Annotated in this window: 23 protein-coding genes, 1 other RNA gene and 1 pseudogene; 19 read left to right on the top strand and 6 right to left on the bottom strand. The window is 75.3% G+C overall.

What is annotated here, in order from left to right:
- Positions 1–321, bottom strand: coding sequence for a GYD domain-containing protein (locus GCU56_RS18655; protein WP_163483254.1), 321 nt, complete (start codon positions 319–321; stop codon positions 1–3).
- A 111-nt stretch (positions 322–432) separates the two neighbouring features.
- Here GCU56_RS18655 and GCU56_RS18650 point away from each other — a divergent pair, with 111 nt between their 5' ends.
- The 12 genes and pseudogenes from GCU56_RS18650 to GCU56_RS18600 all read left to right on the top strand — a co-directional run bounded on the left by GCU56_RS18650 (position 433) and on the right by GCU56_RS18600 (position 10,706).
- Positions 433–876, top strand: a complete 444-nt coding sequence (locus tag GCU56_RS18650; protein ID WP_239522526.1) for a protein-tyrosine phosphatase family protein — start codon at positions 433–435, stop codon at positions 874–876.
- 72 nt (positions 877–948) lie between these two features.
- Positions 949–1,833 (top strand): SCO6745 family protein, encoded by an 885-nt coding sequence (locus GCU56_RS18645; protein WP_163483253.1) that lies wholly within the window; start codon positions 949–951, stop codon positions 1,831–1,833.
- Positions 1,830–2,372, top strand: a complete 543-nt coding sequence (locus GCU56_RS18640) for a carboxymuconolactone decarboxylase family protein (protein ID WP_163483252.1) — start codon at positions 1,830–1,832, stop codon at positions 2,370–2,372. Before GCU56_RS18645 ends, GCU56_RS18640 begins: the two co-directional genes overlap by 4 nt.
- A gap of 45 nt (positions 2,373–2,417) precedes the next feature.
- Positions 2,418–4,037, top strand: a complete 1,620-nt coding sequence (locus tag GCU56_RS18635) for an SLC13 family permease (RefSeq protein WP_163483251.1) — start codon at positions 2,418–2,420, stop codon at positions 4,035–4,037.
- Between the two features lie 296 nt (positions 4,038–4,333).
- Positions 4,334–5,482: a CorA family divalent cation transporter gene (locus tag GCU56_RS18630; protein WP_163483250.1), complete on the top strand. Its 1,149-nt coding sequence runs from the start codon at positions 4,334–4,336 to the stop codon at positions 5,480–5,482.
- A 162-nt stretch (positions 5,483–5,644) separates the two neighbouring features.
- Positions 5,645–6,019, top strand: a transfer-messenger RNA (tmRNA) gene (ssrA, locus tag GCU56_RS18625).
- Positions 5,978–6,319: pseudogene (locus tag GCU56_RS25520) on the top strand (response regulator transcription factor); the annotation flags it as partial. The gene ssrA and the pseudogene GCU56_RS25520, both read left to right, overlap by 42 nt.
- A gap of 94 nt (positions 6,320–6,413) precedes the next feature.
- Positions 6,414–7,010 carry a sugar O-acetyltransferase gene (locus GCU56_RS18615; RefSeq protein WP_204332409.1) on the top strand — a complete coding sequence of 199 codons (597 nt, stop codon included), beginning with the start codon at positions 6,414–6,416 and terminating at the stop codon, positions 7,008–7,010.
- Positions 7,007–7,570 (top strand): TetR family transcriptional regulator, encoded by a 564-nt coding sequence (locus GCU56_RS18610; RefSeq protein WP_163483249.1) that lies wholly within the window; start codon positions 7,007–7,009, stop codon positions 7,568–7,570. Before GCU56_RS18615 ends, GCU56_RS18610 begins: the two co-directional genes overlap by 4 nt.
- 23 nt (positions 7,571–7,593) lie before the next feature.
- Positions 7,594–8,799 carry an MFS transporter gene (locus tag GCU56_RS18605; RefSeq protein ID WP_163483248.1) on the top strand — a complete coding sequence of 402 codons (1,206 nt, stop codon included), beginning with the start codon at positions 7,594–7,596 and terminating at the stop codon, positions 8,797–8,799.
- Positions 8,800–8,951: 152 nt separating this feature from the next.
- Complete coding sequence (locus GCU56_RS23530) at positions 8,952–9,116, top strand: hypothetical protein (RefSeq protein WP_204332408.1); 165 nt, start codon at positions 8,952–8,954, stop codon at positions 9,114–9,116.
- 156 nt (positions 9,117–9,272) lie between these two features.
- Positions 9,273–10,706 (top strand): adenylate/guanylate cyclase domain-containing protein, encoded by a 1,434-nt coding sequence (locus GCU56_RS18600; protein ID WP_204332407.1) that lies wholly within the window; start codon positions 9,273–9,275, stop codon positions 10,704–10,706.
- 13 nt (positions 10,707–10,719) lie between these two features.
- Here GCU56_RS18600 and GCU56_RS18595 read toward each other — a convergent pair whose 3' ends face one another.
- Together GCU56_RS18595 and GCU56_RS18590 are read right to left on the bottom strand one after the other, a co-directional pair.
- On the bottom strand, positions 10,720–11,787 hold the full coding sequence (locus tag GCU56_RS18595; RefSeq protein WP_163483246.1) for an NAD-binding protein: 1,068 nt from the start codon (positions 11,785–11,787) through the stop codon (positions 10,720–10,722).
- Between the two features lie 69 nt (positions 11,788–11,856).
- A complete protein-coding gene (locus GCU56_RS18590) occupies positions 11,857–13,599 on the bottom strand; it encodes a class I adenylate-forming enzyme family protein (RefSeq protein WP_163483245.1) in 1,743 nt (580 codons plus the stop codon).
- Between the two features lie 81 nt (positions 13,600–13,680).
- Between GCU56_RS18590 and GCU56_RS18585 the strand changes: the two genes are divergently transcribed.
- Positions 13,681–14,532, top strand: a complete 852-nt coding sequence (locus GCU56_RS18585) for a patatin-like phospholipase family protein (RefSeq protein ID WP_163483244.1) — start codon at positions 13,681–13,683, stop codon at positions 14,530–14,532.
- 13 nt (positions 14,533–14,545) lie between these two features.
- On the opposite strand, the gene GCU56_RS18580 is transcribed toward GCU56_RS18585, so the two are convergent.
- The 3 genes from GCU56_RS18580 to GCU56_RS18570 all read right to left on the bottom strand — a co-directional run bounded on the left by GCU56_RS18580 (position 14,546) and on the right by GCU56_RS18570 (position 17,706).
- The gene (locus GCU56_RS18580) at positions 14,546–16,117 is read right to left on the bottom strand and encodes a long-chain-fatty-acid--CoA ligase (RefSeq protein WP_345771932.1); all 1,572 of its coding nucleotides are present in this window, start codon (positions 16,115–16,117) and stop codon (positions 14,546–14,548) included.
- A 75-nt stretch (positions 16,118–16,192) separates the two neighbouring features.
- Entirely contained in the window at positions 16,193–17,026 is an 834-nt protein-coding gene (locus GCU56_RS18575; protein ID WP_163483243.1) for a methyltransferase domain-containing protein, read from the bottom strand.
- Positions 17,027–17,058: 32 nt separating this feature from the next.
- Entirely contained in the window at positions 17,059–17,706 is a 648-nt protein-coding gene (locus tag GCU56_RS18570) for a TetR family transcriptional regulator (RefSeq protein ID WP_163483242.1), read from the bottom strand.
- A gap of 101 nt (positions 17,707–17,807) precedes the next feature.
- Between GCU56_RS18570 and GCU56_RS18565 the strand changes: the two genes are divergently transcribed.
- From GCU56_RS18565 to GCU56_RS18540, 6 genes are read left to right on the top strand one after another with little or no spacing between them, the layout of a single operon-like run.
- Positions 17,808–19,028 (top strand): acyl-CoA dehydrogenase family protein, encoded by a 1,221-nt coding sequence (locus tag GCU56_RS18565; RefSeq protein ID WP_163483241.1) that lies wholly within the window; start codon positions 17,808–17,810, stop codon positions 19,026–19,028.
- Entirely contained in the window at positions 19,025–20,014 is a 990-nt protein-coding gene (locus GCU56_RS25310) for an acyl-CoA dehydrogenase family protein (protein WP_163483240.1), read from the top strand. The genes GCU56_RS18565 and GCU56_RS25310 overlap by 4 nt, the downstream gene beginning before the upstream one ends.
- Positions 20,011–20,883 (top strand): enoyl-CoA hydratase-related protein, encoded by an 873-nt coding sequence (locus GCU56_RS18555; protein ID WP_163483239.1) that lies wholly within the window; start codon positions 20,011–20,013, stop codon positions 20,881–20,883. Before GCU56_RS25310 ends, GCU56_RS18555 begins: the two co-directional genes overlap by 4 nt.
- Positions 20,884–20,923: 40 nt before the next feature.
- On the top strand, positions 20,924–21,445 hold the full coding sequence (locus tag GCU56_RS18550; protein WP_163483238.1) for a 2Fe-2S iron-sulfur cluster-binding protein: 522 nt from the start codon (positions 20,924–20,926) through the stop codon (positions 21,443–21,445).
- Positions 21,442–22,437 (top strand): FAD binding domain-containing protein, encoded by a 996-nt coding sequence (locus GCU56_RS25305; protein WP_163483237.1) that lies wholly within the window; start codon positions 21,442–21,444, stop codon positions 22,435–22,437. The genes GCU56_RS18550 and GCU56_RS25305 overlap by 4 nt, the downstream gene beginning before the upstream one ends.
- Complete coding sequence (locus tag GCU56_RS18540; protein WP_163483236.1) at positions 22,434–24,536, top strand: molybdopterin cofactor-binding domain-containing protein; 2,103 nt, start codon at positions 22,434–22,436, stop codon at positions 24,534–24,536. Before GCU56_RS25305 ends, GCU56_RS18540 begins: the two co-directional genes overlap by 4 nt.
- The last annotated feature ends 44 nt before the right edge of the window (positions 24,537–24,580 follow it).

Below are 24,580 nucleotides of genomic sequence, written 5' to 3'. Positions count from 1 at the left end.
TCAGCCCTGCCCGCCGGGGTAGTGCGGGTGCAGCTGCGCGGCCCGGTCGAGTTCCTCGGGCGGCAGCAGGACGACGGTGCGGACCGTCGCCACCCCGCCGCCGCTGATGGTGAGCGACAGTGCCGCGGCGGAGGCGGCGTCGGGCAGGTCGACGATCGCGTAGACGTCGTCGGCGCCGAGCGCGAAGTCGAAGGTCTCCAGCCGGCCGTGCAGGTCGAGGACGGCGTGCTCGAACACGCTCCGGCGGGCCGTCCCGCCCCCGGCCATGACCGCCCGCGCCCCCTGCGGCTGGTAGGTGGCGATGACGAGGAAGCGCGCCACGGGCTCTCCTCTCGGATCGGTCCTGCGATGGTCGCGGGCCCCGGTCGCCGCCCGCAAGAGCGCATCACCACGCGGTCGCACCGCCGGCGACGCCCTGCCTACGCTGCGCCCGTGCAGGCAGCCGGCGGACACGGCAAGGCGGACGGCCCGACCTGGGCGGACGACGTGGGGGTCGTGGTGCTCCCCGGCGGCGCACGGGTGCGGGGCCGGAAGCTCGGCACGCCGGCGTCCCCGGCCGACCTGGCCGTCGTCCTCGGCCGCGGCCCGCTGCCACCCTGGCCGGCCCGGCTGGTCCGCTGGCCGGACTTCTGGGTGCCCCTCGACCGGGCCGACGCCCTGGACGCGCTGCGGGAGGCACACCGGCGCGCGGTCGCCGGCGAGCGGGTGGAGGTGGGCTGCCGCGGCGGGGTGGGCCGCACCGGGACCGCGCTGGCCGCGCTCGCCGTCCTCGACGGTCTGCCGGCGGACGACGCCGTCCGCTGGGTCCGTGCGCACCACCACCCCCGGGCCGTCGAGACGCCGTGGCAGCGGGCCTGGTTGCGGTCGCTGGCCTGACCGGCCCCGTCCGAGAGACCGCCGTGCGCGGGCGAGGGGCGAGGAGGGCGGGGTCCTCCTAGGGTGCGGCGCATGGTCAGCGCCGATCAGCCCGCTCCCGCTCTGGACCCCGCGGACGTGCCCCGCGCGCACCGCGCCGTCGAGCCGCTGCACAGCCACCTCTACTTCGCCCCCGAGCAGGACCAGCACCTGAGCGCGGTCGGTCTGCGGCCCGGACGGATGTGCTACTTCGCCGGCCGGTCGGCCCCCATGGGTGCCGTCGGCCCGGGCGTGGTGACGGCGACCTTCGCCAACTTCGCGCCGGCGATCGTGGCCCGGCACGTGCCCCGGGCCTGGACCCTCGCCGACCCGGAGCGAGTCGTCGCGGCCCGGTTCGCCGCCGCCCGCGCCTCGCTGACCCGGCTGCTCGGCGGGCCGGACGCCGTGACCGCCCCGGAGATCGCCGAGCTCGCGGACCTGCTGCGCGAGGCCTGCCGGGTGCTGACCCCCGAGGGCCGGCCGATCTACGCCGGGCAGGCGGACCTCCCCTGGCCGGAGGAGCCGGTGCTCGCCCTCTGGCACGGCGCGACACTCCTGCGCGAGCACCGCGGGGACGGGCACGTCGGCGCCCTCCTGCGGCACGGCCTCTCCGGCCTCGAGGCCCTCGTCACCCACACCGTCACCGGCCGCGGTTTCACCGATGCCGCGGCCAAGGCGACCCGCGGCTGGAGCGACGAGGAGTGGTCCACCGCCTGTGCCCGCCTCGCTGGACGGGGGCTGCTCGACGACGGCGGGCTGACGGCCGCGGGCCGGGAGCTGCGGGCAGCCGTCGAGGCGGAGACCGACGAGCTGGCGGCCGCCCCGTGGCAACACCTGGGCCCCGAGCGGACGGCGCGGGTCATGGCCCTCGGCAAGGCCCTGTCCGCGCGGCTGGTGGCGGCCGGCGCGTACCCGGCCGGCCTCTTCTCCGGCCGGTGAACGGCGACCGGCCCCGCCTGCCGGAGGCTCCGGCCGAGGGCCCGACGGCCGAGCTGATCGCCGTCCGCCGGGGCGGGCGGCTGTCCGCGCTGGACCGGCTGCTGCTGCACAGCCCGCCGGTCGCCGAGGGGTGGAACGCGCTGCTGGGCGCGCTCCGGTCGGCGACGACGCTGCCGGCCGACCTGCGGGAGCTGGTCGTCCTCCGCGTGGCGGTGCTCAACGACGCCGCGTTCGAGTGGGCCGCCCACGAGCCGATCGGCCGGGACGCCGGGCTGACCGACCTGCACCTGCGGGTGCTGCGCCGCCCGGACGCGGCCGGCGAGCCGGTGTGGACGCCGGTGCAGGCCGCCGTCCTCGCGTTCACCGACGCCTCGACGCGCGCCGTCGCCGTCCCGGACGCGGTGTTCGCCGCCGTCCGGGATCTCCTCGACGTCCGGCAGGTGGTGGAGCTGACCGCGCTGGTCGCCGGATACGCGATGGTGTCCCGCTTCCTCGTCGCGCTGCAGGTACCGCCACCCGCCGGAGGGGTCGCCGGCTGACGCGTCCCTCCCTATGGTCTGCACCACAGTCCAGAGGAGGGCGGCATGACCACCACCGATCGGGGACCGGCCACCGGGCAGCGCACCGACGTCGACGCCGCCTTCCGGGGCAGCGCCACCTATCGCAGCCTGGGGGAGCAGACGCTCAGCCCGGCCGAGGAGCGCTTCGAGAAGGGCCGCCGGACCGTCGGCCTCTTCCTCGCGCCGGCCGTCACGATCGTCTTCGCGCTGCTGCCCATCGACCTGCCCAACGACCAGCACCTCCTGGCGGCGATCCTGCTCGGCGTCATCGTCCTGTGGGTCACCGAGCCGGTGCCGATCCCGGTCGGAGGGCTGATCGGCATCGGCGCGATCGTCGTCCTGGGAGTGGTGCCGGCCGACGACGCGCTGGCCCCGTTCGGGTCGACGACGGTGTTCACCTTCATCGGCGCCTTCATCCTCGCCGCCGCCATGCTCAAGCACGGCCTGGCCCGGCGGTTCGCGATGTTCGTGCTGTCGCTGAAGTGGGTCGGCACCTCCACCTACCGGGTGGTCATCGCCTTCGGGGCCATCACCTGCCTGCTGTCGGCGTTCGTCTCCAACACCGCGACCGTGGCGATGCTGCTGCCCACCGCGATCGGCATCCTGTCGGTCATCGCCAAGCTCCTGCAGGACAAGGAGCTGGTGAAGCCGGACTTCGACCCGCTGCGGCTGCGGGTGGGGGTGGCACTGATGCTCATGCTCGCCTACGGGGCGAGCGTCGGCGGGCTCATCACCCCGGTCGGCACCCCGCCCAACCTCATCGGGCGCGGGCTGATCGAGGAGGCGACCGGCGAGCGGATCGGCTTCCTCGACTGGATGCTCATGGCGCTGCCGATCTGCGCGCTCATGTTCGTCGCGCTGGCGCTGGTGCTGCTGCTGCTCAACCGGCCGGAGATCAAGCGGATCGAGGGCGTCCACGAGTACGTACAGCAGGAACGGTCGGAGCTCGGCGGCTTCTCCCGTGCCGAGCGGAACACGCTGATCGCCTTCGCCATCACGGTGGCGCTGTGGATCTTCCCCGGCGTCATCGCGCTCACCGCGGGCACCGACTCCGACCTCTACACGACCATCAGCGACCGGCTCGACGAGGGCATCGTCGCCGTCCTCGGGGCGTCGCTGCTGTTCCTGCTGCCGACCGACTGGAAGGCCCGCGAGTTCACGCTGAACTGGTCCGACGCCGCCAAGATCGACTGGGGCACGATCCTGCTGTTCGGCACCGGGATCATCTTCGGCTCGCTGCTGGCCGACACCGGCCTGGCGGAGACGATCGGCCAGAGCGCTGCCGACACCCTCGGCCTGACCAGCACGTTCGCCATCACGGTCTTCGCGGTCATCCTCGCGATCATCATCAGCGAGACGACGAGCAACACCGCCTCGGCCGCCGTCGTCGTGCCGATCATCATCCCGGTGGCGGTGGCCGCGGGCATCAACCCGTTCGTCCCCGCGCTCGCGGCCACCTTCGCGGCGTCCTTCGGCTTCATGCTGCCGGTGTCGACGCCGCAGAACGCCATCGTGTACGGCTCCGGCGTCGTGCCGATCACCAAGATGATCCGGTCCGGGATCTCCTTCGACGTCCTGGGTGCGCTGCTGATCGTCCTGCTGCTGCCGGTGTTGATCGACCTGGTGCTCGGCTCCGTCGGCTGACGTTCCGGGCGGACGCCGCGGAGGGGGCTCCGTCGGGTGACGTCGGCCTCCACGGCGGCCGGTGGGACGCGCGGCGTGTCACGATGGACGACGGCCTGCTGAGGGAGCCGGTCGCCGGACGACGGGAGGAGAGCACGCGCATGCGCAGCGAACCGCCCAGTACCGGCACCGAGGTCCGCCCAGCCTGAAGAAGGACCCCGTCCTCCCCGCCCTCCGCAAGCTCAGGGCGGGACCCGGGACGGGGCCGGGGCGGACCTCCCACGCGTCCCCCCGCCCCAGCGTCCCCGGGAGTCCTCGTGGCCGACCGCCGCCGTGCGCCCCTCACCGCCCTGTCCACCCTCACCCGCCGCCCGCGCCCCGACCTGGGTGTCCTGCCGCCCGCGCCCCTGCCCGTGCCCGCCGAGCCCTCGGGGCGTGATCGGCGGTCGCGGGTCGTCGACAACGCCGTCTACTCCTCCGGCCGGCGGGTGGCCACACCCGAGAGCGTGGAGGCCAGCCACGAGTGGCTGGCCGAGGACCCCGATCGCCTGGTGTGGCTGGGGCTCTACCGGCCGGAGCCGGCGGAGCTCGGCGAGCTGGCCGAGCGGTACGACCTGCCCGAGCTGGCCGTCGAGGACGCGATCAAGGCCCACCAGCGGCCCAAGTTCGAGCGGTACGGCGCGACGCTGTTCGTCGTCCTCAAGGCCGCGCGGTACCTGGACGCGGCCGAGGAGGTGGAGTTCGGCGAGCTGCACCTGTTCCTCGGGCCCAACTTCGCGATCACCGTCCGGCACAGCGAGTCACCGGACCTGTCGCGGGTGCGCCGCCGGCTGGAGAGCGAGCCGGCGCTGCTCGAGAAGGGCAGCGAGGCGGTCCTCTACGCGATCCTCGACGCCGTGGTCGACGGGTACTCCCCGGTGGTTGCCGGGCTGGCCAACGACATCGACGAGATCGAGACCGAGGTCTTCCGCGGCGACCCCGGCGTCTCGCGGCGCATCTACGAGCTCTCCCAGGAGGTGCTGGAGTTCCAGCGGGCCGCCCAGCCCCTGACCGGCATCCTCGGTGCGATCACCGCCGGCTTCGACAAGTACGGGGTGGACGAGGAGCTGCGCAGCTACCTGCGCGACGTCGCCGACCACGTCGCCGGCGTGAACGAGCGGGTGGAGGGCTTCCGGCTGCAGCTGCGCGACATCCTCACCGTGAACGCCACCCTGGTGGCGCAGCGGCAGAACGAGGAGATCCGGGAGCTGACCGAGGCCTCGATCGCGCAGGGCGAGGAGGTCAAGAAGATCTCGGCCTGGGCGGCGATCCTCTTCGCGCCGACCCTGGTGGGCACCGTCTACGGGATGAACTTCGACGACATGCCCGAGCTGCACTGGTCGCTGGGCTATCCGTTCGCGCTGCTGGCGATGCTCGGGGTGAGCCTGACGCTGTACGTCGTCTTCAAGCGGCGCAGCTGGATCTAGCCGCCGTCCCCCGTTGATCATGGGGAAGTCGCCGCGCGCCCCGCCGTCCACGGCGTGTCCGGCTGCCAGAACCCCATGATCAACGGGAGAGGGGGCGGCGGCGACGCGCGCCGGGGAACAACACCCTGGGCGATGCCGTTACCCTGACTGCACAACTACACAGGGGGTGAATGGTCTCGACTTCGGTCGTGTGACCAGGGGAAGCGAGCCGAGGAAGGCAACGATGATCTCGTTAACCACACGTTGCAAACGAACAAGTGCCGCTGATAAGCAGCACGACTTCGCTCTCGCTGCCTGACGGTAGCTAGGCGAGTCTGTCAGCCCGGGTACGTCATCGACCCGGATCCTGGCATCATCTAGATGACTCACCGTGCGTGCCGGTCGCGGACACGTTCGGGACACCTCACAGCGACTGGGCCCGTCACACCGACTCGTCCGCGTGATCGGTGGGGCCGAGCAGAGGCGTAGCGGACTGCGCTCGGAGAAGCCCTGGGTATGCGCCGAAGGACGCGGGTTCGATTCCCGCCACCTCCACGAGGGACGCCGGCGGAAGACCGGCACCCACCCGCCGAAGAGGCCGGGGAGCACCGCGGACAGCGGCGCTCCCCGGCCTCCGTCGTCCGCCGGTCGGTGGCATCCCGACGCGGGAGCTCCCGGTTCGCCCTCGGCGCCGACCACCGGCGGGCGGGTCTGACCGAGCGGGAACGGGCGGTCCTCGACCTGCTGCCCTTCCAGCGCTCGTCCGGCGAGATCGCCACCGAGCTGGCCGTCGCGCACAGCACCGTGGAGACGCACGTCCGGGCCATCCACGGCACGCTCGGCGCGGACTCCCGGCGGGCAGCCGTCGACCGGACCCGCACCAGTGGCCTCCTCTTCCCCGGGAGTCGGGACGGGAGTGTCGTGACCACCGCCGATGTGTACGCTCGTTCTCATGACCTCCCTCCCGGCCGCGGACGACACCCGGACCATGCGCGAGCGGATGCTCGCCGGGGACCTCTACATCGCCGACGACCCGGAGATCGGGGAGGCCAGCGCCCGCGCGCTGGACCTGGCCGACGCCTACAACGCGACGACGGTCCGCCAGGGTCCGCTGCGCCGCCGGTTGCTGGAGGAGCTGCTCGGCGCGATCGGCGAGGGCACCGAGATCCGTCCGCCCTTCCGCGTCGACCACGGCAGCCACATCCGCATCGGCGCGCGGTGCTTCGCCAACTTCGGTCTCGTGGCCCTCGACGTCGCGCCGATCACCATCGGAGACGACGTGCAGATCGGGCACAACGTCGCGCTGCTCACCCCGACCCACCCGGTCGAGCCCGGGCTGCGGCGGGACAAGTGGGAGGCGGCCGAGCCGATCACGATCGGCGACAACGTCTGGCTCGGCGGTGGGGCGATCGTGCTGCCCGGCGTGACGATCGGGGAGAACACCGTGGTCGGCGCCGGCGCGGTGGTCACCCGTGACCTGCCGGCGGACGTGGTCGCGGTGGGCAACCCGGCCCGCGTGGTCCGCACGCTGGACGGGTCGGAGCGGTGAGCGTCGCGCCGGCTCCCGCCCGGCGGGCCCGCCGGTACGACCCCGAACGGCGCGAACGGCTGGTGACGACCACGCTCGACGTCATCGCCGCCCACGGCGTCGCCGCGACCTCGCACCGGGCCATCGCCCGCGCGGCCGACGTCCCCCTGGGGTCGCTGACCTACCACTTCGCCTCGCTGACCGAGCTGCTGTCGGCGGCGTTCACCCGGCACGTCGACACCGTCGCGGCCCGCCTCGACGACCGCATGCGCGCCGCGCCGGACCGGGCGGCGGCCGTCGAGGTGCTGGTCGAGCACCTCACCGGTGACCTGCTCGGCTCGCAGCGCGACCTGGTGCTGGCCGTCGAGCTCTACGTCGCCGCGGCCCGCAACCCGGCCCTGCGCGCGGTCACCCAGGACTGGATGTCCCGCAGCCGCCGCAGTCTCGAGCGCCACCTCGACCCCGTCACCGCGCGAGAGGTCGACGCGCTGGTGGAGGGGCTGGTGCTGCACAGCGCCCTGTCCACCGAGCCGATGACCGCTGCCCAGATCCGGTCGGCCCTCCGCCGGTTCGCCGGCTGAGCGCGCGGCCCCGCGAGCCCGCCGTGTCCGCCGCCCCCGCGACCGTCGACGTCCGCCTGCGCCGTGCGCGCGGCGCCGTCGCCACCTGCTTCTTCCTCAACGCGGTGTTCTACGCCAGCCTCGTCCCGCGGCTGCCCGAGGTGAAGGCGCAGCTCGGGCTGAGCAGCACCGCACTGGGCGCGGCCCTGGCGGCGGTGCCGCTGGGTGCCCTGCTGGCCGCGCTGTCCGGCGCGGCGCTCAACCGCCGGTTCGGCTCCGGCCGGGTCGCGTCGTTCGGCCTGGTGCTGCTCGGCGTCACCGTGTGGACGGTGTCGGTGGCGCCCAACTGGCTCGGGCTGGCCGCGGCGCTGCTCGTCCTCGGTGCGCTGGACGCGGTCGTCGACGTCGCGCAGAACGCGCACGGGCTGCGGGTGCAGCGGCTCTACCAGCGGTCGATCCTCAACGCCTTCCACGGCATCTGGAGCGTCGGCGCGGTCACCGGTGGGCTGCTGGGCGCGGCCGCGGCGGGTCTGGGCGTGCCGCTCGTCGCCCACCTCGCCGGCACGGCCGTCCTCTTCGGCGCGGTCGCGCTGGCCGCCTCGCGGGCGGTGCTGCCCGGCCGCGACGAGCCGGAGCAGGCCGCCGACGAGCAGCCGCGGCAGCCCCCGCGCCGGCGCGCCGCCGTCCCGGCGCTCGCGGTGCTCGGCGTGCTCGCCGCCTGCGGTGCGTTCGTCGAGGACGCCGGAGCCTCGTGGAGCGCCCTCTACCTGCGCACCGAGCTGGCGGCCGGCGCGGCCACCGCGGGGCTGGGCTTCGTCGCCCTGTCGGTCGCGATGACCGTCGGGCGGCTGACCGGGGACCGCGTCGTCGACCGCTTCGGCCAGCGCCGGGTCGCGCGGGCCGGCGGCGCGCTCACCGCGGCCGGGATGGGGCTGGCCCTGGCCCTGCCGTCGGTGCCCAGCACGCTGGCCGGTTTCACCCTGGCCGGTCTGGGCGTCGCCACCCTGATCCCGGCGGTCTACCAGGCGGCCGACGAGCTCCCCGGGCTGCCGCACGGGCTGGGACTGGCGGTCATCAACTGGCTGCTGCGGATCGGCTTCCTGGTCTCGCCGCCGCTGATCGGCGCGCTGGCCGATGCGATCAGCCTGCGGGTCGCCCTGCTCGCGGTGGTGCTCGCCGGGGTGGGCACGCTGGTGCTCGGCCGATCGCTGCCCGGCCGGCCCGGCGCGGACCGGTCCGGCGGCGGCTGAGTCCCTCGCTCCGTGGAGCGACCTGAGACCCCGGTTCCCGCCGTGTTGCCGGCTGTCTGCTCCTGACCCTTCGGGGTGACGTTCCCGTGAACCGGCTGAACTCCGGCTGGCGCCCTGCCGAGATCCATGCCAACAGTCGGAAGGAGTTCGTCATGAGGACCATGGCGTGCAGAGCGGTGGCGCAGGCCGGGCTGGTCGCGGCGACGGCTTCGCTGGACGACGAGCAGCCCTGGCCGCTGCTCCTGGTGGCGGGCTGGCACACCACCGCGGCGGACCTGATGCTGCAGGCCGAGGCGGCGGACAGCGTCCTGGTCTGAGTCCCGTCCGGTGGGGCCTGCTGCGCGGGCCTCCCGGCATCGCCGATCATGACCTCCGTGCCCCGCGTCCCGTCGTCCCCTGGTCGGGGTGCTCTCCGGCGGCTTGACGCGTGGCTGGAGCGGGCACCCGGCGGCCGCCGTGCGGTGCCGGTCATCGTGTCGCAGGTGGTGGCGGCCAACCTCGTCGGCCTGGTCGTCGTCGCGCTGCTGCTCCTCGCGCTCTCCGCGGGTGCGCGGGACCCCGCCGGCCGCACCGCCGTCGTGCTCACCGCGGTGGGCTACCTCGCCGTCGCGATCCCGCTCGGCGTCGTCGCCGGCCTGCGCCGGCAGGGCGCCACGGTGACCTGGCTGCGGGCCGACCGGCCGCCCGCGCCGGAGGAGGCCGCCCGAGCGCTCCGGCTGCCGGCCGACGTCGCCCTGGTCGTCGGGGCCGTCTGGCTCGGCGGCGGCCTGCTCGTGGGCGTCGTCGGCGCCCTCGCCTCCGAGTTCCCGCTCGTCGGGCTGAGACTGGCCCTGGCCGCCTGGCTCGGCGGGGTGGTGACCGCCGGGCACAGCTACCTCCTGACCCTGCGGCTGTCCCGCCGGGTCACCGCCCGCGCCCTCGCCGCGCACCCGCCGGCCGGTGCGCCGGTCCTCGGCGTTCGCCCGCGGCTGCTGCTCACCTGGGCCATCTCCAGCGGCGTCCCCCTCGTCGGGCTGACCCTGCTCTTCCTCGACCCCAGCAACCCGGCCGGTCCCGAGGAGGGCGCCGTCGTCGGGCTGGTCGTCGTCTCCCTCGTCGTCGGCGTGGTGTCCACCCACCTGACCGCCCGCGCCGTCGGCGTCCCGCTGCGGGACCTGCGCCGGGCGGTGCAGCGCGTCGGCGGCGGCGACCACGACGTGCGGCTGCGGGTGGACGACGCCGGCGAGATCGGCCTGCTGCAGGAGGGTGTCAACTCGATGGTCGCCGGGCTGGCCGAGCGCGAGCGGTTGCGTGACCTGTTCGGCCGGCACGTGGGGACGACGGTCGCCCAGCGGGCGCTGGCGACCGGGGTCTCCCTCGGCGGCGAGCTGCGCACGGTGGCCGCGTTGTTCGTCGACATCGCCGGGTCCACGTCGCTGGTGCGGCGCACCGGCCCCGAGCAGATGGTGGGCCTGCTCAACCGCTTCTTCGCCATCGTGGTGGACACCGTCGAGGACGAGGGCGGGCTGGTGAACAAGTTCGAGGGCGACGCCGCGCTCTGCGTCTTCGGCGCCCCGGCCGACCACCCGGACCCGGCCGGCGCGGCGCTGCGGGCGGCCCGGCGCATCTGCACCGCGGTCGCCGCCGCCGGCGAGGTCGACGTCGGGGTGGGGGTGGCCGCCGGGCCGGTGTGGGCCGGTCAGGTGGGAGCGGCCCGCCGGCTGGAGTACACCGTCATCGGCGACCCGGTCAACGAGGCCGCCCGGCTCACCGAGCTCGCCAAGGACCATCCCGGGCGGGCAGTGGCCAGCGAGGCCGCCGTCCTCACCGCGGCCCCCGGCGAGGCCGTGCACTGGGCGCCGGGCGCCGCCGTGGAGCTGCGCGGCCGCGACGAGCCGACGCAGACCTGGGCGCTGACCATCGGCTGACCGACGGCCCGGGTCAGGCGGTGGCGGCGCGCTTGCCGATCGCCGGCCCGGTCGGGTGCGAGCGCACCACGACCAGCACGTCCTCGGGCTGCAGCGTCCCGATCAGCTGGTCGTCGAAGCGCAGCGTGCGACCACCCCGGGTCACCGAGAGCACGATGTCGTGCAGCTGGCGGGGACCCAGGCCCACCTCGGTGGGCTTGACCGGGCGCTGGTGCAGGTCCAGCCCCTGACCGCCGGTCACCAGGTCCTCGACCACGGCGACCACCCGCGGGCTGTCGGTGGACAGTCCCAGCAGCCGGCCGGAGGTGGCCGACGTGGTGATGACGGTGTCGGCCCCCGACTGGCGCAGCAGGTTGGCGTTCTCCTCCTCCCGCACCGACGTGGTGATCGGCACGCTCGGGTTGAGCTGGCGGACGGTGAGCGTGATGAGCACCGAGGCGTCGTCGCGGTTGGCCGCCACGATCACCGCCCGGGCCCGCTCGACCGATGCCCGGCGCAGCACCTCGGTGCGCCCGGCGTCGCCCACGATGCCGGTCAGGCCGATCGAGTTCGCCTCGTCGATGGCCCGTGGTTCCGGGTCGACGACGACGATCTGCTCCAGGGGGGTGCCGTTGGCCTGCAACGAGCGGATGGCGCTGCGCCCCTTGGTGCCGTAGCCGCACACGATGACGTGCTGGCGCACGCGGGACCTCCAGCGACGGATGCGGAACTCCTCCCGGGAGCGCGCGGTGAGCGCTTCCAGGGTCGTTCCGATGAGGACGATCAGGAACATGATGCGCAGCGGGGTGATGAACAAGATGTTCACCAGCCGCGCCCCGTCGGTCAGCGGCGTGATGTCGCCGTAGCCGGTGGTCGAGAGCGTGACGGTCGCGTAGTAGACGGCGTCGAGCAGCGAGATCCCGACCTCGTCGCCGTCGCGGTAGGCGTCGCGGTCCAGCCAGACGATGAGGACGGTCAGCCCCAGGAAGAAGGCGGCGAAGACGACGCGCTTCCAGACCTGGCGCACGGGCGACGCCTCGACGTGCGCGATCTGGACACCGGTGTGCGGGTCCTCGGGCGCGCCGGCCGCCTCGCTCCTCACCACGCGGACGATAGTGAGCGGCGGACCGGGATGCGTGCACGGCGCACCCGTCCGGGTGAGCGTGCCGGGTCAGCCGCCGGTGACGGCGGCCCGCTCGCGGGCGGCCAGCTCCCGCTTGAGCACCTTGCCGGCGGCCGACACCGGGATCGCCTCGACGAAGACGACGTCGCGCAGCCGCTTGTACGGGGTCACCCGGTCGTTGACCGCCGCCATCACCGACTCGCGGGTCAGCGCCGCGCCGGCGTCGTCGTCCCGGCGGACGACGTAGGCCACCGGCAGCTCGCCGGCCTCCTCGTCGGGCCGGCCGACCACCGCCGCCCCGGCCACCCCGGGCACACCGAACAGGACCTCCTCCAGCTCGCGCGGGAAGACGTTGTAGCCCTTGTGGAGCAGCATGTCCTTGGTGCGGTCGACGATCGACAGGTAGCCGTCCTGGTCGAGGACGCCGACGTCGCCGGTGTGGAACCAGCCGTCGGGGTCGATCGCCTCCGCGGTGGCCTCGGGCCGGTGCGCGTAGCCGCGCATCACCTGCGGGCCGCGGATGCACACCTCGCCGCGCTCGCCGGGCGGCAGGGCGTCGCCGCCCCCGAGCGGCCGGATGCTGATCTCGGTGTCGAAGACCGGGACGCCGACCGTGCCCGGCTTGCGGGTGCCCGACCGGAACGACGGGTTGCCGGTGGCCTGCATGGTGACCTCGGTCAGCCCGTAGCCCTCACCGATCACCGCGTCGGGCAGCAGCGCGGTCAACCGCTGGATGAGGGGCACCGGCAGGGGTGCGGCTCCGCTGGAGACCCCGCGCACGCTGGACAGGTCGGCGTCGTCGATGCCGGGCACCTGCAGCAGGGCGACGAACACCGGTGGGGCGCCGCCGATGCTGGTGACCCGGTACCGGACGGCGTCCTCGACGTAGCGCACCGGGTCGAAGCGCAGGTGGACCACGGTCGTCGTCCCGCTCATCACCATGCCGTTGAGGTAGCCGATCGCCCCCATGGCGTGGAACCAGGGAGTCAGGTTGACCAGGCAGCCCTCGCCGAGGCGGACCGGGCACTCGTCGGGTCCCAGCACCTGCCGCAGCGTCACGTCACCGGCGTCGTCGAGGTCCGGCAGCGACCCCGACGTCCAGCAGGCCGACTGCAGCACGTTGGTGACCACGTTCCGGTGCGGCAGCTCCACGCCCTTGCTGACCCCGGTCGTGCCGCCCGTGTAGGCCAGGTGCGCCAGGTCGGTGGCGACGTCGACGTCCGCATCCAGGTGCCGGTCGGTCGGGTCGGCGGCGAGCAGGTCGGCGAGGTCGACGTCCCCCTCGCCGAGCTCGAGGCGGGCGGCGAGGTCGGCGACGTGCGCCGGTCCGGTGACCACCACGAGCTCGACCGCGGTGGCCGCCAGCGCCGGGCGCGCGAGGGGCAGCACCTGGTCCCAGGTGACCAGCACCCGGGCGCCGGCGTCGGTGAGCTGCGCGGCCAGGTCCGCCGCGGGCAGCAGCGGGTTGGTGGGGGAGAACGTGGCCCCGGCCAGCAGGACCCCGTAGTAGACCGCCGGGTACTGCCGGCAGTTGGGGATGTGCACCGCGACGACGTCCCCGCGGCCGATCCCGGCGTCGGCCAGCCAGTTGGCGACCGCGTGCGCCCGGGCGCCGAGCTCGGTGAAGGTCAGCGGCACGTCGGAGTCGACGAAGGCCGGACGGTCGCCCCAGCGTCGCACCGCCGCCCGCAGGATCGACCCGACCGAGACCGCCGGGTAGTCCAGCGAGCGGGGCAGTCCGGGTGGCCAGCTGTGCGCCGTGGGGGTCGGTGCGGCCTGCGTGGCGGTCATGCGGGTCCTCCCTGTCCTGGATCCCAGCGTGGCGCAGGTCACAGCCGGTGTCGAGGTGCCACCGTGGGTGAGGATGGGTGCATGAGCGACCAGCGCACTGCCCTCGTCCTCGGCGGCGGCGGCATCACCGGCATCGCGTGGGAGCTCGGCGTCCTCGCCGGCCTGGCCGAGGCCGGGACCGACCTGACCGGCGCCGACCTCGTCGTGGGCACCTCGGCCGGCTCGGTGGTCGGCGCGCAGGTCACCAGCGGTGCCGACCTGGAGCTGCTGTTCGCCCGCCAGCTCGAGCCACCGACCGGCGAGAAGCCGGCCCGGCTGCGCCGGTCCTCGCTGGCCTCCTTCGGCTGGGCCGTGCTCCGCAGCCGCGGCAGGGACGTCGAGTTCCGCCGGCGGATCGGCGCGCTGGCCCTCGCGGCGGAGCGCGCCGGCCTCACGCCGTCGGAGCAGGAGCGGCTCGACGTCATCGGGGAGCGGTTGGTCGGGGCGCAGTGGCCGGACCGGCCGCTGACGGTGACCGCCGTCGACGCGGAGACCGGGGAGTTCCGGCCCTTCGACCGCGACTCCGGCGTCCCGCTCCTGCACGCCGTCGCGGCCAGCTGCGCGGTGCCGGGCGTCTACCCGCCGGTCACGATCGACGGGCGCCGCTACGTCGACGGCGGGATGCGCTCGGCGGCCAACGCCGACCTCGCCGACGGGTACGACCGCGTCGTCGTCCTCGCGCCGATCCCGCGCGGGTTCGGGCCGATGGCCAGCGTCGACGCGCAGGTCACGGGCATGGTGGCGCGGGTCGCCGTCGTCGTCCCGGACGCGGCCAGCCGGGCGGCGATCGGCCGCAACGTGCTCGATCCCGCCGCACGGCCCGGCTCCGCGCGCGCCGGCCGGGCCCAGGCCGCGGGGGTCGCCGCCCAGGTCGCCGAGGCCTGGACCGGCTGACCCGGGCCGTCCCTCACAGGACGGGCTCCGCGACGAGGGACCCCGCCGAGTGCTCCTCGCGCAGCCGGGTCTTGAGCACCTTGCCGCTGAGGTTGCGGGGCAGCGCGGGGACGACGGAGTACTCCCGCGGGTTCTTGTAGCCGGCCAGCCGCTCGCGGCACCAGGCCGACAGCTCGGCGGGCGTCGGCGGGTCGGCCGGGTCCCGCGGGGCCAGCACGGCCAGGGGCGCCTCGCCGTAGCGGGGGTCCGGGACGCCGATGAGCGCGACCTCGGCGACCTTCGGATGAGCGGCGAGGACGTCCTCCACCTCGGCGCAGTACACGTTCTCCCCGCCGGAGATGATCATGTCCTTCTTGCGGTCGACGACGTACAGGTAGCCCTCCTCGTCCTGCCGCACCAGGTCTCCGGAGTGGAACCAGCCACCGGCGAAGGCCGTCGACGTCTCGTCCGGCCGGCCCCAGTACTCCTTCATCACCATCGGGCTGCGGTAGACGATCTCGCCGACCTCGCCCCGGGGGACGTCGCGCATCGACTCGTCGACGACCCGCACCTCGACGTTGAGCATCGGCGTGCCGATCGAACCGATCTTGCGGACGGCGTCCTCCCCGCGCAGGAGGCAGGTGACCGGGCTGCACTCGGTCTGACCGAACGCGGTCACCACCTCCGCCTGGGGAAAGGTGTCGATCATCGTGCGGAGCAGGGTGGTCGAGGCCGGCGCCGCACCCCAGGAGATCCGCCGCAGGCAGGAGAGGTCCCGCGCGGCGATGCCGGGCACCGCCACGACCGCCGCCCACATCGCGGGCACCAGGAAGATGTTGGTGACCCGCTCGCGCTCGATCATGTCCAGCGTCGCGACCGGGTCGAAGCCGCCGGAGCGGACGATGACGTGGCAGCCGCCCAGCAGCAGCGGCGGCAGCCCACCGGCGAGGCCGGCGATGTGGAACAGCGGCGCGCCGGGGCAGCCGACCCGGTCCCCGGGGTCCACGCCGAGATGGGTGACCTGGCTGAACGCGTGCAGCAGCAGGTTCCGGTGGGTGAGCACCGCGCCCTTGGGGCGGCCCGTCGTGCCCGAGGTGTACATGATGAACGCCGGCTCGTCCTCGTCGACCTCGACGTCGAGCGGGTCGGCGGAGGCGGCGGCCAGCGCCGCCTCGTAGTCCTCGCCGACGGTGAGCACCGTGTGCAGCGCCGGTGCCTGCTGCCGGGCCTTCCCCGCCACCTCGGCCAGCGCCGGGTCGACCACGAGCACGCCGGCGCCGCTGTCGGTCAGCACGTGGGCGACCTCGTCGGCGACCAGCCGGAAGTTGACCGGGACGGCGATCGCGCCGAGCCGGACCACGGCCAGGTAGTTCTCCCAGCCCTCGAGGCCGTTGAGCACCAGCACGGCCACCCGGTCGCCGCGGCGCACACCCCGGTCGGCCAGCGCCCGCGCCAGCCGGGTGACCCGCTCGTCGAGGTCGGCGTAGCTGCGCCCGGCGCCGTCGAAGCGCAGTGCCGTCGCCTGCGGTGTCCGCCGGGCCCAGCGGGCCAGCTGGTCGGCCATGGTCATGCCGCGGCCCTGCAGCCGGGGGATCGGGACGCTCACGGGGCTCTCCTGCCGCCGGCCGGTGTGACCCGCGTCATGCTCGTGGCGCGCCGCGGGACCGGTCAACCGCGACGGTCAGCCGACCCGCGCCGCGGCCCCGACGACGAGCGGGTTGACCAGCACGGCGTCGGCGGCGGCCGCCTGCTCCCGCAGTCGCCGCTCGAAGGTCTCCGGGCCGACGTCGGCGGCGGTGGCCACGCCGGTGCGCTCGAAGGCCGGCAGCAGGCTGGTGACGTCGCCTCCCACGATGGACCAGCCCAGCGCGTCCGGGCCGCGCTCCAGCGGTGCTCCGGACGTGAGCACCGGGTCGGGGAGCCCCGCGGCCGAGAACACCGCGCCCAGCCGCAGCCCCATGTCCACCGGGCGCCCCAGCACCCCGAAGGTCGTGAGGATCCAGCCGTTGGAGGCGGTCAGCAGGGGCAGCGCTGGCTGGGCCGCGCGGGTGGTCAGGACCACGTCCTGGAAGGCGACCACCCCGCCGGGGCGCACCAGTTCCACCGCCCGCCGCACCAGCCCGACCGGATCGGGCAGGTGCACCAGGATCAGCCGTCCGACGACGGCGTCCACCGGGGCCTCCGGCTCCCACGTCGTGACGTCGGCCTGCTCGAACCGGACGTGCACCGACCCCGCGGCGGCGGCGCGCCGGCGGGCGACCTCGAGCGGCCGCGCGGCGGCGTCGACGCCGGTGACCCGGCCGGCCGGGCCGACCCGGTCCGCGAGCACCTGGGTGACCGAGCCGACCCCGCAGCCGAGGTCGACGACGGACGCCCCCGGTGCCAGCTGGAGGCTGTCCAGCCAGACGGCGGTCACCGGGGCGTAGACCTCCGACAGCGCGTCCAACCGGGCGAGCTCGGGGTCGGCGTCCCCCAGGACGTAGCCGCTCGAGCCGGGCACGGCGCCGTCGTCCACGCCGTCCATGCTGGCCCGTGGAGAGGACCCCGTCACCCCTCCGGACGCGCGAACAGCATCCGGGCGGCGAGCCCCTTCCACAGCGCGACGTGCGGGTCGGTGGTGGCGGGCCGGTCCTCGAACGCGTAGACGATCGCCACGCCGCGCATGCTGGTGAACAGCAGCTCGCACAGCTCGGCGTACAGCGGCGCCGCCGCGATCTCCAGACCCCAGATCCCGTCGGCCACCGCCCGGATCGCCGCCCGCAGCCGGCGCTCCTCGGCCCGCAGCGCCACCCGCAGCTCCGGGTCGGTGCGCGCCGCCGTCCACAGCTCGACCGCCGCCCAGAAGGGCGGCTCCCGGAACGTCGCCCACATCAGGTCGATCGCCCGGTCGACCCGTTCCGGGCCGGCCGGCTGGTCGGCCATGAGCGCCGCCGCCCGGAGCTGCACCTCGGCCAGCACCGTGGTGGACAGGTGCTCGGCCGCGGCCACCAGCAGCTCGGCGCGGGAGGGGAAGTGGTGCAGCAGCCGGCCCCGGGACACCCCGGCCCGCGCCTGGACGGCGAGGGTGGAGGCGCCGGCGTAGCCGTCCTCGACCAGGCAGGCCACGGCCGCGTCGAGGATCAGCGCGCGGCTGTCCGCGGTCCGCTCCGAGCGGGTCCGGGGCGGCCCGGCCGGTGCGGCGGGGTCGGAGCTCACGGGCGCGAGCGTAGGCCGGGGCGGTGGAACAGTCACCGTTGACCGCTCCGGGGGTCGCTGCCACGCTGCGGCACACTCCCCGACGACGGAAGGCGCCGCCCGTGGACTTCGACGACAGCCCGGAGGAGGCCGCCTACCGGGCCTCGGTGCGGGCGCGGCTGGCCGAGCACGCCGGCGAGCTGGTGCACGCCGGCCACGGGGAGGAGGCGGTCGACCCCGGCACCCACCAGGCGCAGTTCCGGCACACCCAGCGGGTGCTCGCCGAGGCCGGCCTGGTCGGGGTGACCTGGCCGCGCGAGTACGGCGGGCAGGGCGGCACCGTGGTGCAGCAGGCGATCGTCGCGCAGGAGCTCGCCCGGGCGCGGGTGCCCGTGCTGATCAACCACATCGGGCTCGGCATGTGCGGGCCCACGGTCATCGCGCACGGCAGCCAGGACCAGCGCGACCGCTACCTGTCCCGGCTGCTGCGCGCCGACGACGTGTGGTGCCAGCTGTTCAGCGAGCCGGCGTCGGGCTCGGACCTCGCCGCGCTGCGCACCACCGCCGTGCGCGACGGTGCGGACTGGGTGGTCAACGGCCAGAAGGTGTGGACGACGCTGGCGCACGTCGCCGACCTCGGCATCCTGCTCGCCCGCACCGACCCCGACCGGCCCAAGCACGCCGGGCTCACCATGTTCGTCGTCGACCTGCACGCGCCCGGCGTCACCGTGCGGCCGCTGCGGCAGATGGTCGGCTCGGCCGGCTTCAACGAGGTCTTCTTCGACGACGTGCGCGTCCCCGACGCCGAGCGGCTGGGCGAGCCGGGGGAGGGCTGGCGGGTCGCGCTCACCACGCTGATGAACGAGCGGGTCGCCATCGGCGGCGCCGGGGGCGACCTCGGGGTGCCGGTGGAGACCCTGGCCGCGCACGCGCGCGAGCGGCTGCCCGCGCTCGACGCGGAGCGTCAGGTGCTCGCCCGCCAGGCGGTCGGCCGGGCCGTGGTCGCCGCGCTGGCCGCGCGCTACACCGGCTACCGCCGGTTCACCGTGCTGAGCCACGGGGGTCTGCCCGGGCCGGAGGCCAGCGCCGGCAAGCTGGCCGGTACCGCCGCGGCCCGGCTGGTGGCCGACGCCGGCGTCCGGCTGCTCGGGGACGACGCCGTCTACGCCGCGACCGCCGACGGCGACGACACCTGGCAGCGCAGCCAGGGGTACCTGCCCGGCCTGGCGATCGCCGGCGGCACCGACCAGGTGCTGCGCAACATCCTCGGCGAGCGGGTGCTCGGTCTGCCGCCGGAACCCCGCACCGACAAGACGGCGCCCTTCGCCGGGGGACGACGGTGAACTTCGACCTCGGCCCCGACCAGCGCGCCGCCGCCGCCGGTGCCCGCGAGTTCTACCGCGGCTCGGCGTCGGCCGCCGCGGCCCGGGCCGCGCTCGACGGCGGTGCGGTCGAGCCCGGGCACGCGGCGCTGGCCGGCATCGGCTTCCTCGGCATCACCGTGCCCGAGTCCGCGGGCGGGGCCGGGAGCAGCGTCCTCGACCTCGCCGTCGTCGCCGAGCAGGGCGGGGCGGTGCTGGCCGGCCCGTCGCTGGCGACCGCCGCGCGCGCCGCGGTGCTGCTGGCCGACCACCCCGGCCTCGCCGCGCGGCTGGCCGACGGCTCGGCCCGGTTCGCCGTCCTCGACGGGGCGGTGACCGGGTCGGCGCCGTCGGTCGACGCCGCCGGCGCCACGCTGTTCCTCGGCCTCGACGGCGGCGACCTGGTCGTGGGGGAGGGCGAGGCCGAGCCCGGCCGGCCGATCGACGCCACCCGCGGGCTCGCCTCGGTGCGGCTGACCTCGCGGGAGGTGCTCGCCGGGGACGCCGGGGAGCTGTGGGCCCGCGCCCGGCGGGTGGCCGCGGTCGTCCTCGCCGCCGAGGACCTCGGTGCGGCCGACCGGGCGGTGGCACTGGCGGTGGACTACGCGCGGGAACGGGAGGCGTTCGGCCGGCGGATCGGCTCCTACCAGGCGGTCAAGCACCTGCTCGTCGATGCGTGGGTGGGCGTGGACCAGCTCCGCTCGCTGGTGTGGTGGGCGGCCTGGGCGGCCGACGCCGCTCCGGGCGAGCTGCCGCTGGCCGCCGCGGCGGCCAAGGCGTACGCGGCGGAGGCCTTCGAGCGGGCCGCCGAGACCTGCATCCAGGTGCACGGCGGCATCGGGTTCACCTGGGAGCACGACGCGCACCTGTACTGGCGGCGGGCGAAGGTCGACCGGTTGCTGCTCGGCGACGCCGCCGAGCACCTGGACGCCGTCGCCCGGCTCGCCGTCGCCGGCGCCCTGGGATGACCCCGCTCCAGGTGCGGTACGAGGTGGCCGACGGCGTCGCGACGATCACGCTGGACCGGCCGGACCGGCTCAACGCGTTCACCCCCGTCATGGCGGCCGAGCTGGCCGCCGCCGCGGGCGCCGCCGACGTCGACGACGCCGTCCGCGTGGTCGTGGTGACCGGCGCCGGCCGGGCGTTCTGCGCCGGCGCCGACCTCGGAGCCGGGCGCGGCACGTTCACCGACCGGGCAGCCGCCCCTGACCGCGGCACGATCGACGGCGTCCCGCGGGACTGGGGTGGCATCGCCTCGCTGCCCTTCGCCGCGCTGCGCAAACCGGTGATCGCCGCGGTCAACGGCCCCGCCGTCGGCATCGGCGCCACCTTGACGCTGCCGATGGACGTCCGGATCGCCGCCGAGTCGGCCCGCTTCGGGTTCGTCTTCACCCGGCGCGGCATCGTGCCCGAGGCCGCCTCGTCGTGGTTCCTGCCCCGGGTGGTCGGCATCAGCCAGGCGATGGAGTGGGTGGCCACCGGGCGGGTGTTCGACGCCGCCGAGGCGCTGCGGGGGCGGCTGGTGTCCCGGGTGGTCCCCGATCCCGAGCTGCTGCCCACCGCGCTGGGTCTGGCCCGGGAGATCGCCGACAACACCTCCGGCGTGGCGGTCGCCGCGGCCCGCCGGCTGCTCTGGTCGATGCTGGGCGCGGCCTCGCCGTGGGACGCCCACCGCGCCGAGTCGCGCGCCCTGGTCGAGCTCGGCGCCGGCCCGGACGCCGCCGAGGGCGTCGCGTCCTTCCTGGAGCGGCGGCCGGCCCGGTTCGGCGCGCCGCCCGGGGACGGCGCGCCCGGCGGCGTCCCCCGCTGGCCCGAGCCACCGACCGACGTCCCCTGACCCGTTTGGCCACACCGGTTGCGGGGGCAGGAGCGCGGGCGTGGACTCCCAGATCACGCTGCGGGTCGACGGGGCGGCGCACCCGCTGACCGTGGACACCCGCACCACCCTGCTCGACGCGCTCCGGGACCGGCTGCGCAACACCAGCGCCAAGAAGGGCTGTGACCACGGCCAGTGCGGCGCCTGCACGGTGCTGCTCGACGGCCGCCGGGTGAACAACTGCCTGGTCCTCGCCGTGACCGTCGACGACGCCGCGGTGACGACGTCGGACGGCCTGGCCGCCGGCGGCCCCCATCCCCTGCACCGGTCCTTCGTCGAGCGCGACGCCTTCCAGTGCGGGTACTGCACGCCCGGCCAGATCTGCTCGGCCGTCGGCGTGATCGAGGAGGCGCGGGCCGGCTGGCCGAGCGCGGTCACCGCCGACCTCACCGCGGACGACGCCGAGCTGACCGACGCCGAGATCCGCGAGCGCCTGAGCGGCAACCTGTGCCGGTGCGCCGCCTACGCCCACATCGTCCCGGCGGTCGCCGACGTCGCGGCCGACAGCGGGGTGCGGCCGTGAGGGAGTTCCGCTACGAGCGCGCCGCCGATCCCGCCGCCGCGGTCGCGCTGCTGGCCGGCGAGCCGGCCGGCGCCTTCCTCGGCGGAGGCACCAACCTGGTCGACCTGATGAAGCTCGGGGTGGCCACGCCCGACGTGCTCGTCGACGTCCGCACCCTCACCTCCCGCGAGGTGACCGAACTGGCCGACGGGTCGCTGCGGATCGGTGCCGGCGTCCCCAACGCCGACCTCGCCGCCGACCGGCGGGTCCGCGAGCGCTGGCCGGTGCTCGCCCGGGCGCTGCTGGCCGGCGCCTCCGGCCAGCTGCGCAACCGGGCCACCACCGGCGGCAACCTGCTGCAGCGCACCCGGTGCAGCTACTTCACCGACGTCACCCGGCCGTGCAACAAGCGCCGCCCCGGCAGCGGGTGCGGGGCGCTGGCCGGCCTGCACCGCAACCACGCCGTCCTCGGCCAGACCCTCGACGGGCCGGGCACCTGCGTGGCCACGCACCCCTCCGACATGGCCGTGGCGATGGTCGCCCTCGACGCGGTCGTGCGGGTGCTCGGCCCCGACGGGGAGCGCAGCGTCCCGCTGGCCGACCTGCACCGGCTGCCCGGCGACGACCCCTCCCGCGACACCACGCTGCGGCACGGGGAGCTGATCACCGCGATCGACGTCCCGCCGCTGGGGATGCCCTCGCGGTACCGCAAGGTGCGCGACCGGGCGTCGTTCGCCTTCGCCCTGGTCAGCGTCGCCGCCGCGCTGCGGGTGACCGACGGCGTGGTCGCCGACGTCCGGCTGGCGCTCGGCGGGGTGGCGCACAAGCCGTGGCGGGCCACGGCCGCCGAGGACGCGCTGCGCGGCCGGCCGGCCACCGAGGCGGAGTTCGCCGCCGCGATCGACGCCGAACTGGCCGCCGCCACGCCGCTCCGGGACAACGCCTACAAGCTGCCGATGGCCCGCAACGTCGTCGTCCGCACCCTGCTCCAGCTCACCGAGGGGGCGGCGTGACCACCGTCGACCGCGTCGTCGGCGCCGGCATCGACCGCATCGACGGCCCGGCGAAGGTGCGCGGCACGGCGCCCTACGCCTACGAGCAGGACCCGGGCGAGCCGATCGCGCACCTCGCGCTGGTGCAGAGCACCGTCAACCGCGGCCGGATCACCCGGCTGGACCCGACCGTCGCGGAGGCGCTGCCGGGCGTGCTCGCCGTCCTCACCCCGGCCAACGCCCCACGGCTGTCCGAGGAGCTGGCCTCGGACCTGCCGGTGCTGCAGTCCCTCGACGTGCACTACCAGGGCCAGGTGGTGGCGGCGGTCGTGGCCGAGACGTCGGAGATCGCCGCGGCGGCGGTGGGGGAGGTGCTCGTCGAGTACGCCGCGCAGCCGCCGGACGTCCACCTGGCCGTCGACCGCCCCGACCTCTACGCGCCGCCGAACGTGATGGGCGGCGCCGCCACCGACTCCGAGATCGGGGACGTCGAGGGAGCGCTGGCCGCCGCCGCCGTGGTGCACGACGCGGTCTACGAGACACCCACCCAGCACCACAACCCGATCGAGATGCACACGTCGATGGCCCGCTGGAACGGCGACACGCTGACCCTCTGGGACGCCGACCAGGGCCCGCACACCATCGTCGACGACCTGGTCACCGGCTTCGGCCTGGACTCCGGGGACCAGGTGCGGGTGGTCTCGCCCTACGTCGGCGGGGCGTTCGGCTCCAAGGCGTTCACCCACCCCAACCAGATGCTCGCCGCGCTGGCCGCCCGGGCGGTCGGGCGCACCGTCGTCCTGGAGCTGTCCCGGCAGCAGATGTTCAGCCTGGTCGGCCACCGCACCCCCACCATCCAGCGGATCCGGCTCGGGGCCGACCCGGAGGGCCGGCTCAGCGCCATCAGCCACGAGGTGGTGGAGCACACCGCGCGGATCAGCGAGTTCGCCGAGCAGACCGCCACCGGGACCCGGGTCATGTACGCCGCCCCGCACCGGCGGACGACGCACCGGCTGGCCCGGCTCGACGTACCCCCGCCGACGATCATGCGCGCGCCGGGGGAGACGCCGGGCATGTACGCGCTGGAGTCGGCGATGGACGAGCTCGCGCACACCCTCGGCATCGACCCGGTCGAGCTGCGCATCCGCAACGAGCCCGAGCGCGATCCCGAGCGGGACGTCCCGTGGTCGTCCCGGTCGCTGGTCGGCTGCCTGCGCACCGGTGCCGAGCGGTTCGGCTGGGCGGGGCGCGACCCGAGGCCGGGCGTCCGCACCGACGGGCGGTGGCTGGTCGGCACCGGCGTCGCCGCGGCCACCTATCCCGCCCGGCGGCGCAGGGCCGACTGCCGGATCACCGTCCACGGCGGGGCCGCGCCCGTCCGCCACCTCGTCGAGATCGACGGCTCCGACATCGGCACCGGCGCGTGGACGGCGCTGTCGCAGATCGCCGCTGACGCGCTGCACACCGACCTGGCGTCGGTGGAGCTGCGGATCGGTGACAGCGCGCTGCCCTTCGCCGGTGGCGCGGGCGGCTCGATGGGGACGGCGTCCTGGGGGTCCGCGATCGAGCTCACCGCCCGGGAGCTGCACCGCCGGCTGGACGCCCTCGGCGGGCAGCTGCCACCGGACGGGCTGACGGTCGAGGGCGGCGTCCCCGGGCCGTCGGACGCCGCGGAGACCCACTCGATGCACACGTTCGGTGCGCACTTCGTCGAGGTCCGGGTGGACGCCGACACCGGCGAGGTGCGGGTGCCCCGCGCCACCAGCGTGTACGCGGCCGGGACGATCGTGAACGCCAAGACCGCCCGCTCGCAGTTCCTCGGCGGCTTCTGCATGGGCCTGTCCATGGCGCTGCACGAGGAGTCGGTGCAGGACGAGCACTTCGGCCACTACGCCAACCACGACCTCGCCGAGTACCACGTGGCCACCAACGCCGACATCGGCGAGATCGACATCGCCTGGCTGGAGGAGGACGACCCGCTGGTCAACGAGCTGGGGATCAAGGGCATCGGCGAGATCGGCATCGTCGGGGCCGCGGCTGCGATCGCCAACGGCTACTGGCACGCCACCGGCAAGCGGATCCGCGACCTGCCCCTCACCCCCGACAAGTTCTTCCGCTGACCCCGGCGAGGAACTCCCCGGTAACGGGGTCCCTCGCCGGCGTC

Source organism: Geodermatophilus sabuli, assembly GCF_010686765.1.
Taxonomy (GTDB): domain Bacteria; phylum Actinomycetota; class Actinomycetes; order Mycobacteriales; family Geodermatophilaceae; genus Geodermatophilus; species Geodermatophilus sabuli_A.
Note: the sequence above shows the minus strand (reverse complement) of the source record. Positions and strands in the feature narration are given on the sequence as shown.

Bases quoted from the DNA above. Each gene is read 5' to 3' on its own strand.
- GCU56_RS18645 (WP_163483253.1), top strand. From the start codon at position 949: ATGGTCAGCGCCGATCAGCCCGCTCCCGCTCTGGACCCCGCGGACGTG.
- GCU56_RS18635 (WP_163483251.1), top strand. From the start codon at position 2,418: ATGACCACCACCGATCGGGGACCGGCCACCGGGCAGCGCACCGACGTC.
- GCU56_RS18615 (WP_204332409.1), top strand. From the start codon at position 6,414: ATGACCTCCCTCCCGGCCGCGGACGACACCCGGACCATGCGCGAGCGG.
- GCU56_RS23530 (WP_204332408.1), top strand. From the start codon at position 8,952: ATGAGGACCATGGCGTGCAGAGCGGTGGCGCAGGCCGGGCTGGTCGCG.
- GCU56_RS18590 (WP_163483245.1), bottom strand. From the start codon at position 13,599: ATGACCGCCACGCAGGCCGCACCGACCCCCACGGCGCACAGCTGGCCA.
- GCU56_RS18585 (WP_163483244.1), top strand. From the start codon at position 13,681: ATGAGCGACCAGCGCACTGCCCTCGTCCTCGGCGGCGGCGGCATCACC.
- GCU56_RS18555 (WP_163483239.1), top strand. From the start codon at position 20,011: ATGACCCCGCTCCAGGTGCGGTACGAGGTGGCCGACGGCGTCGCGACG.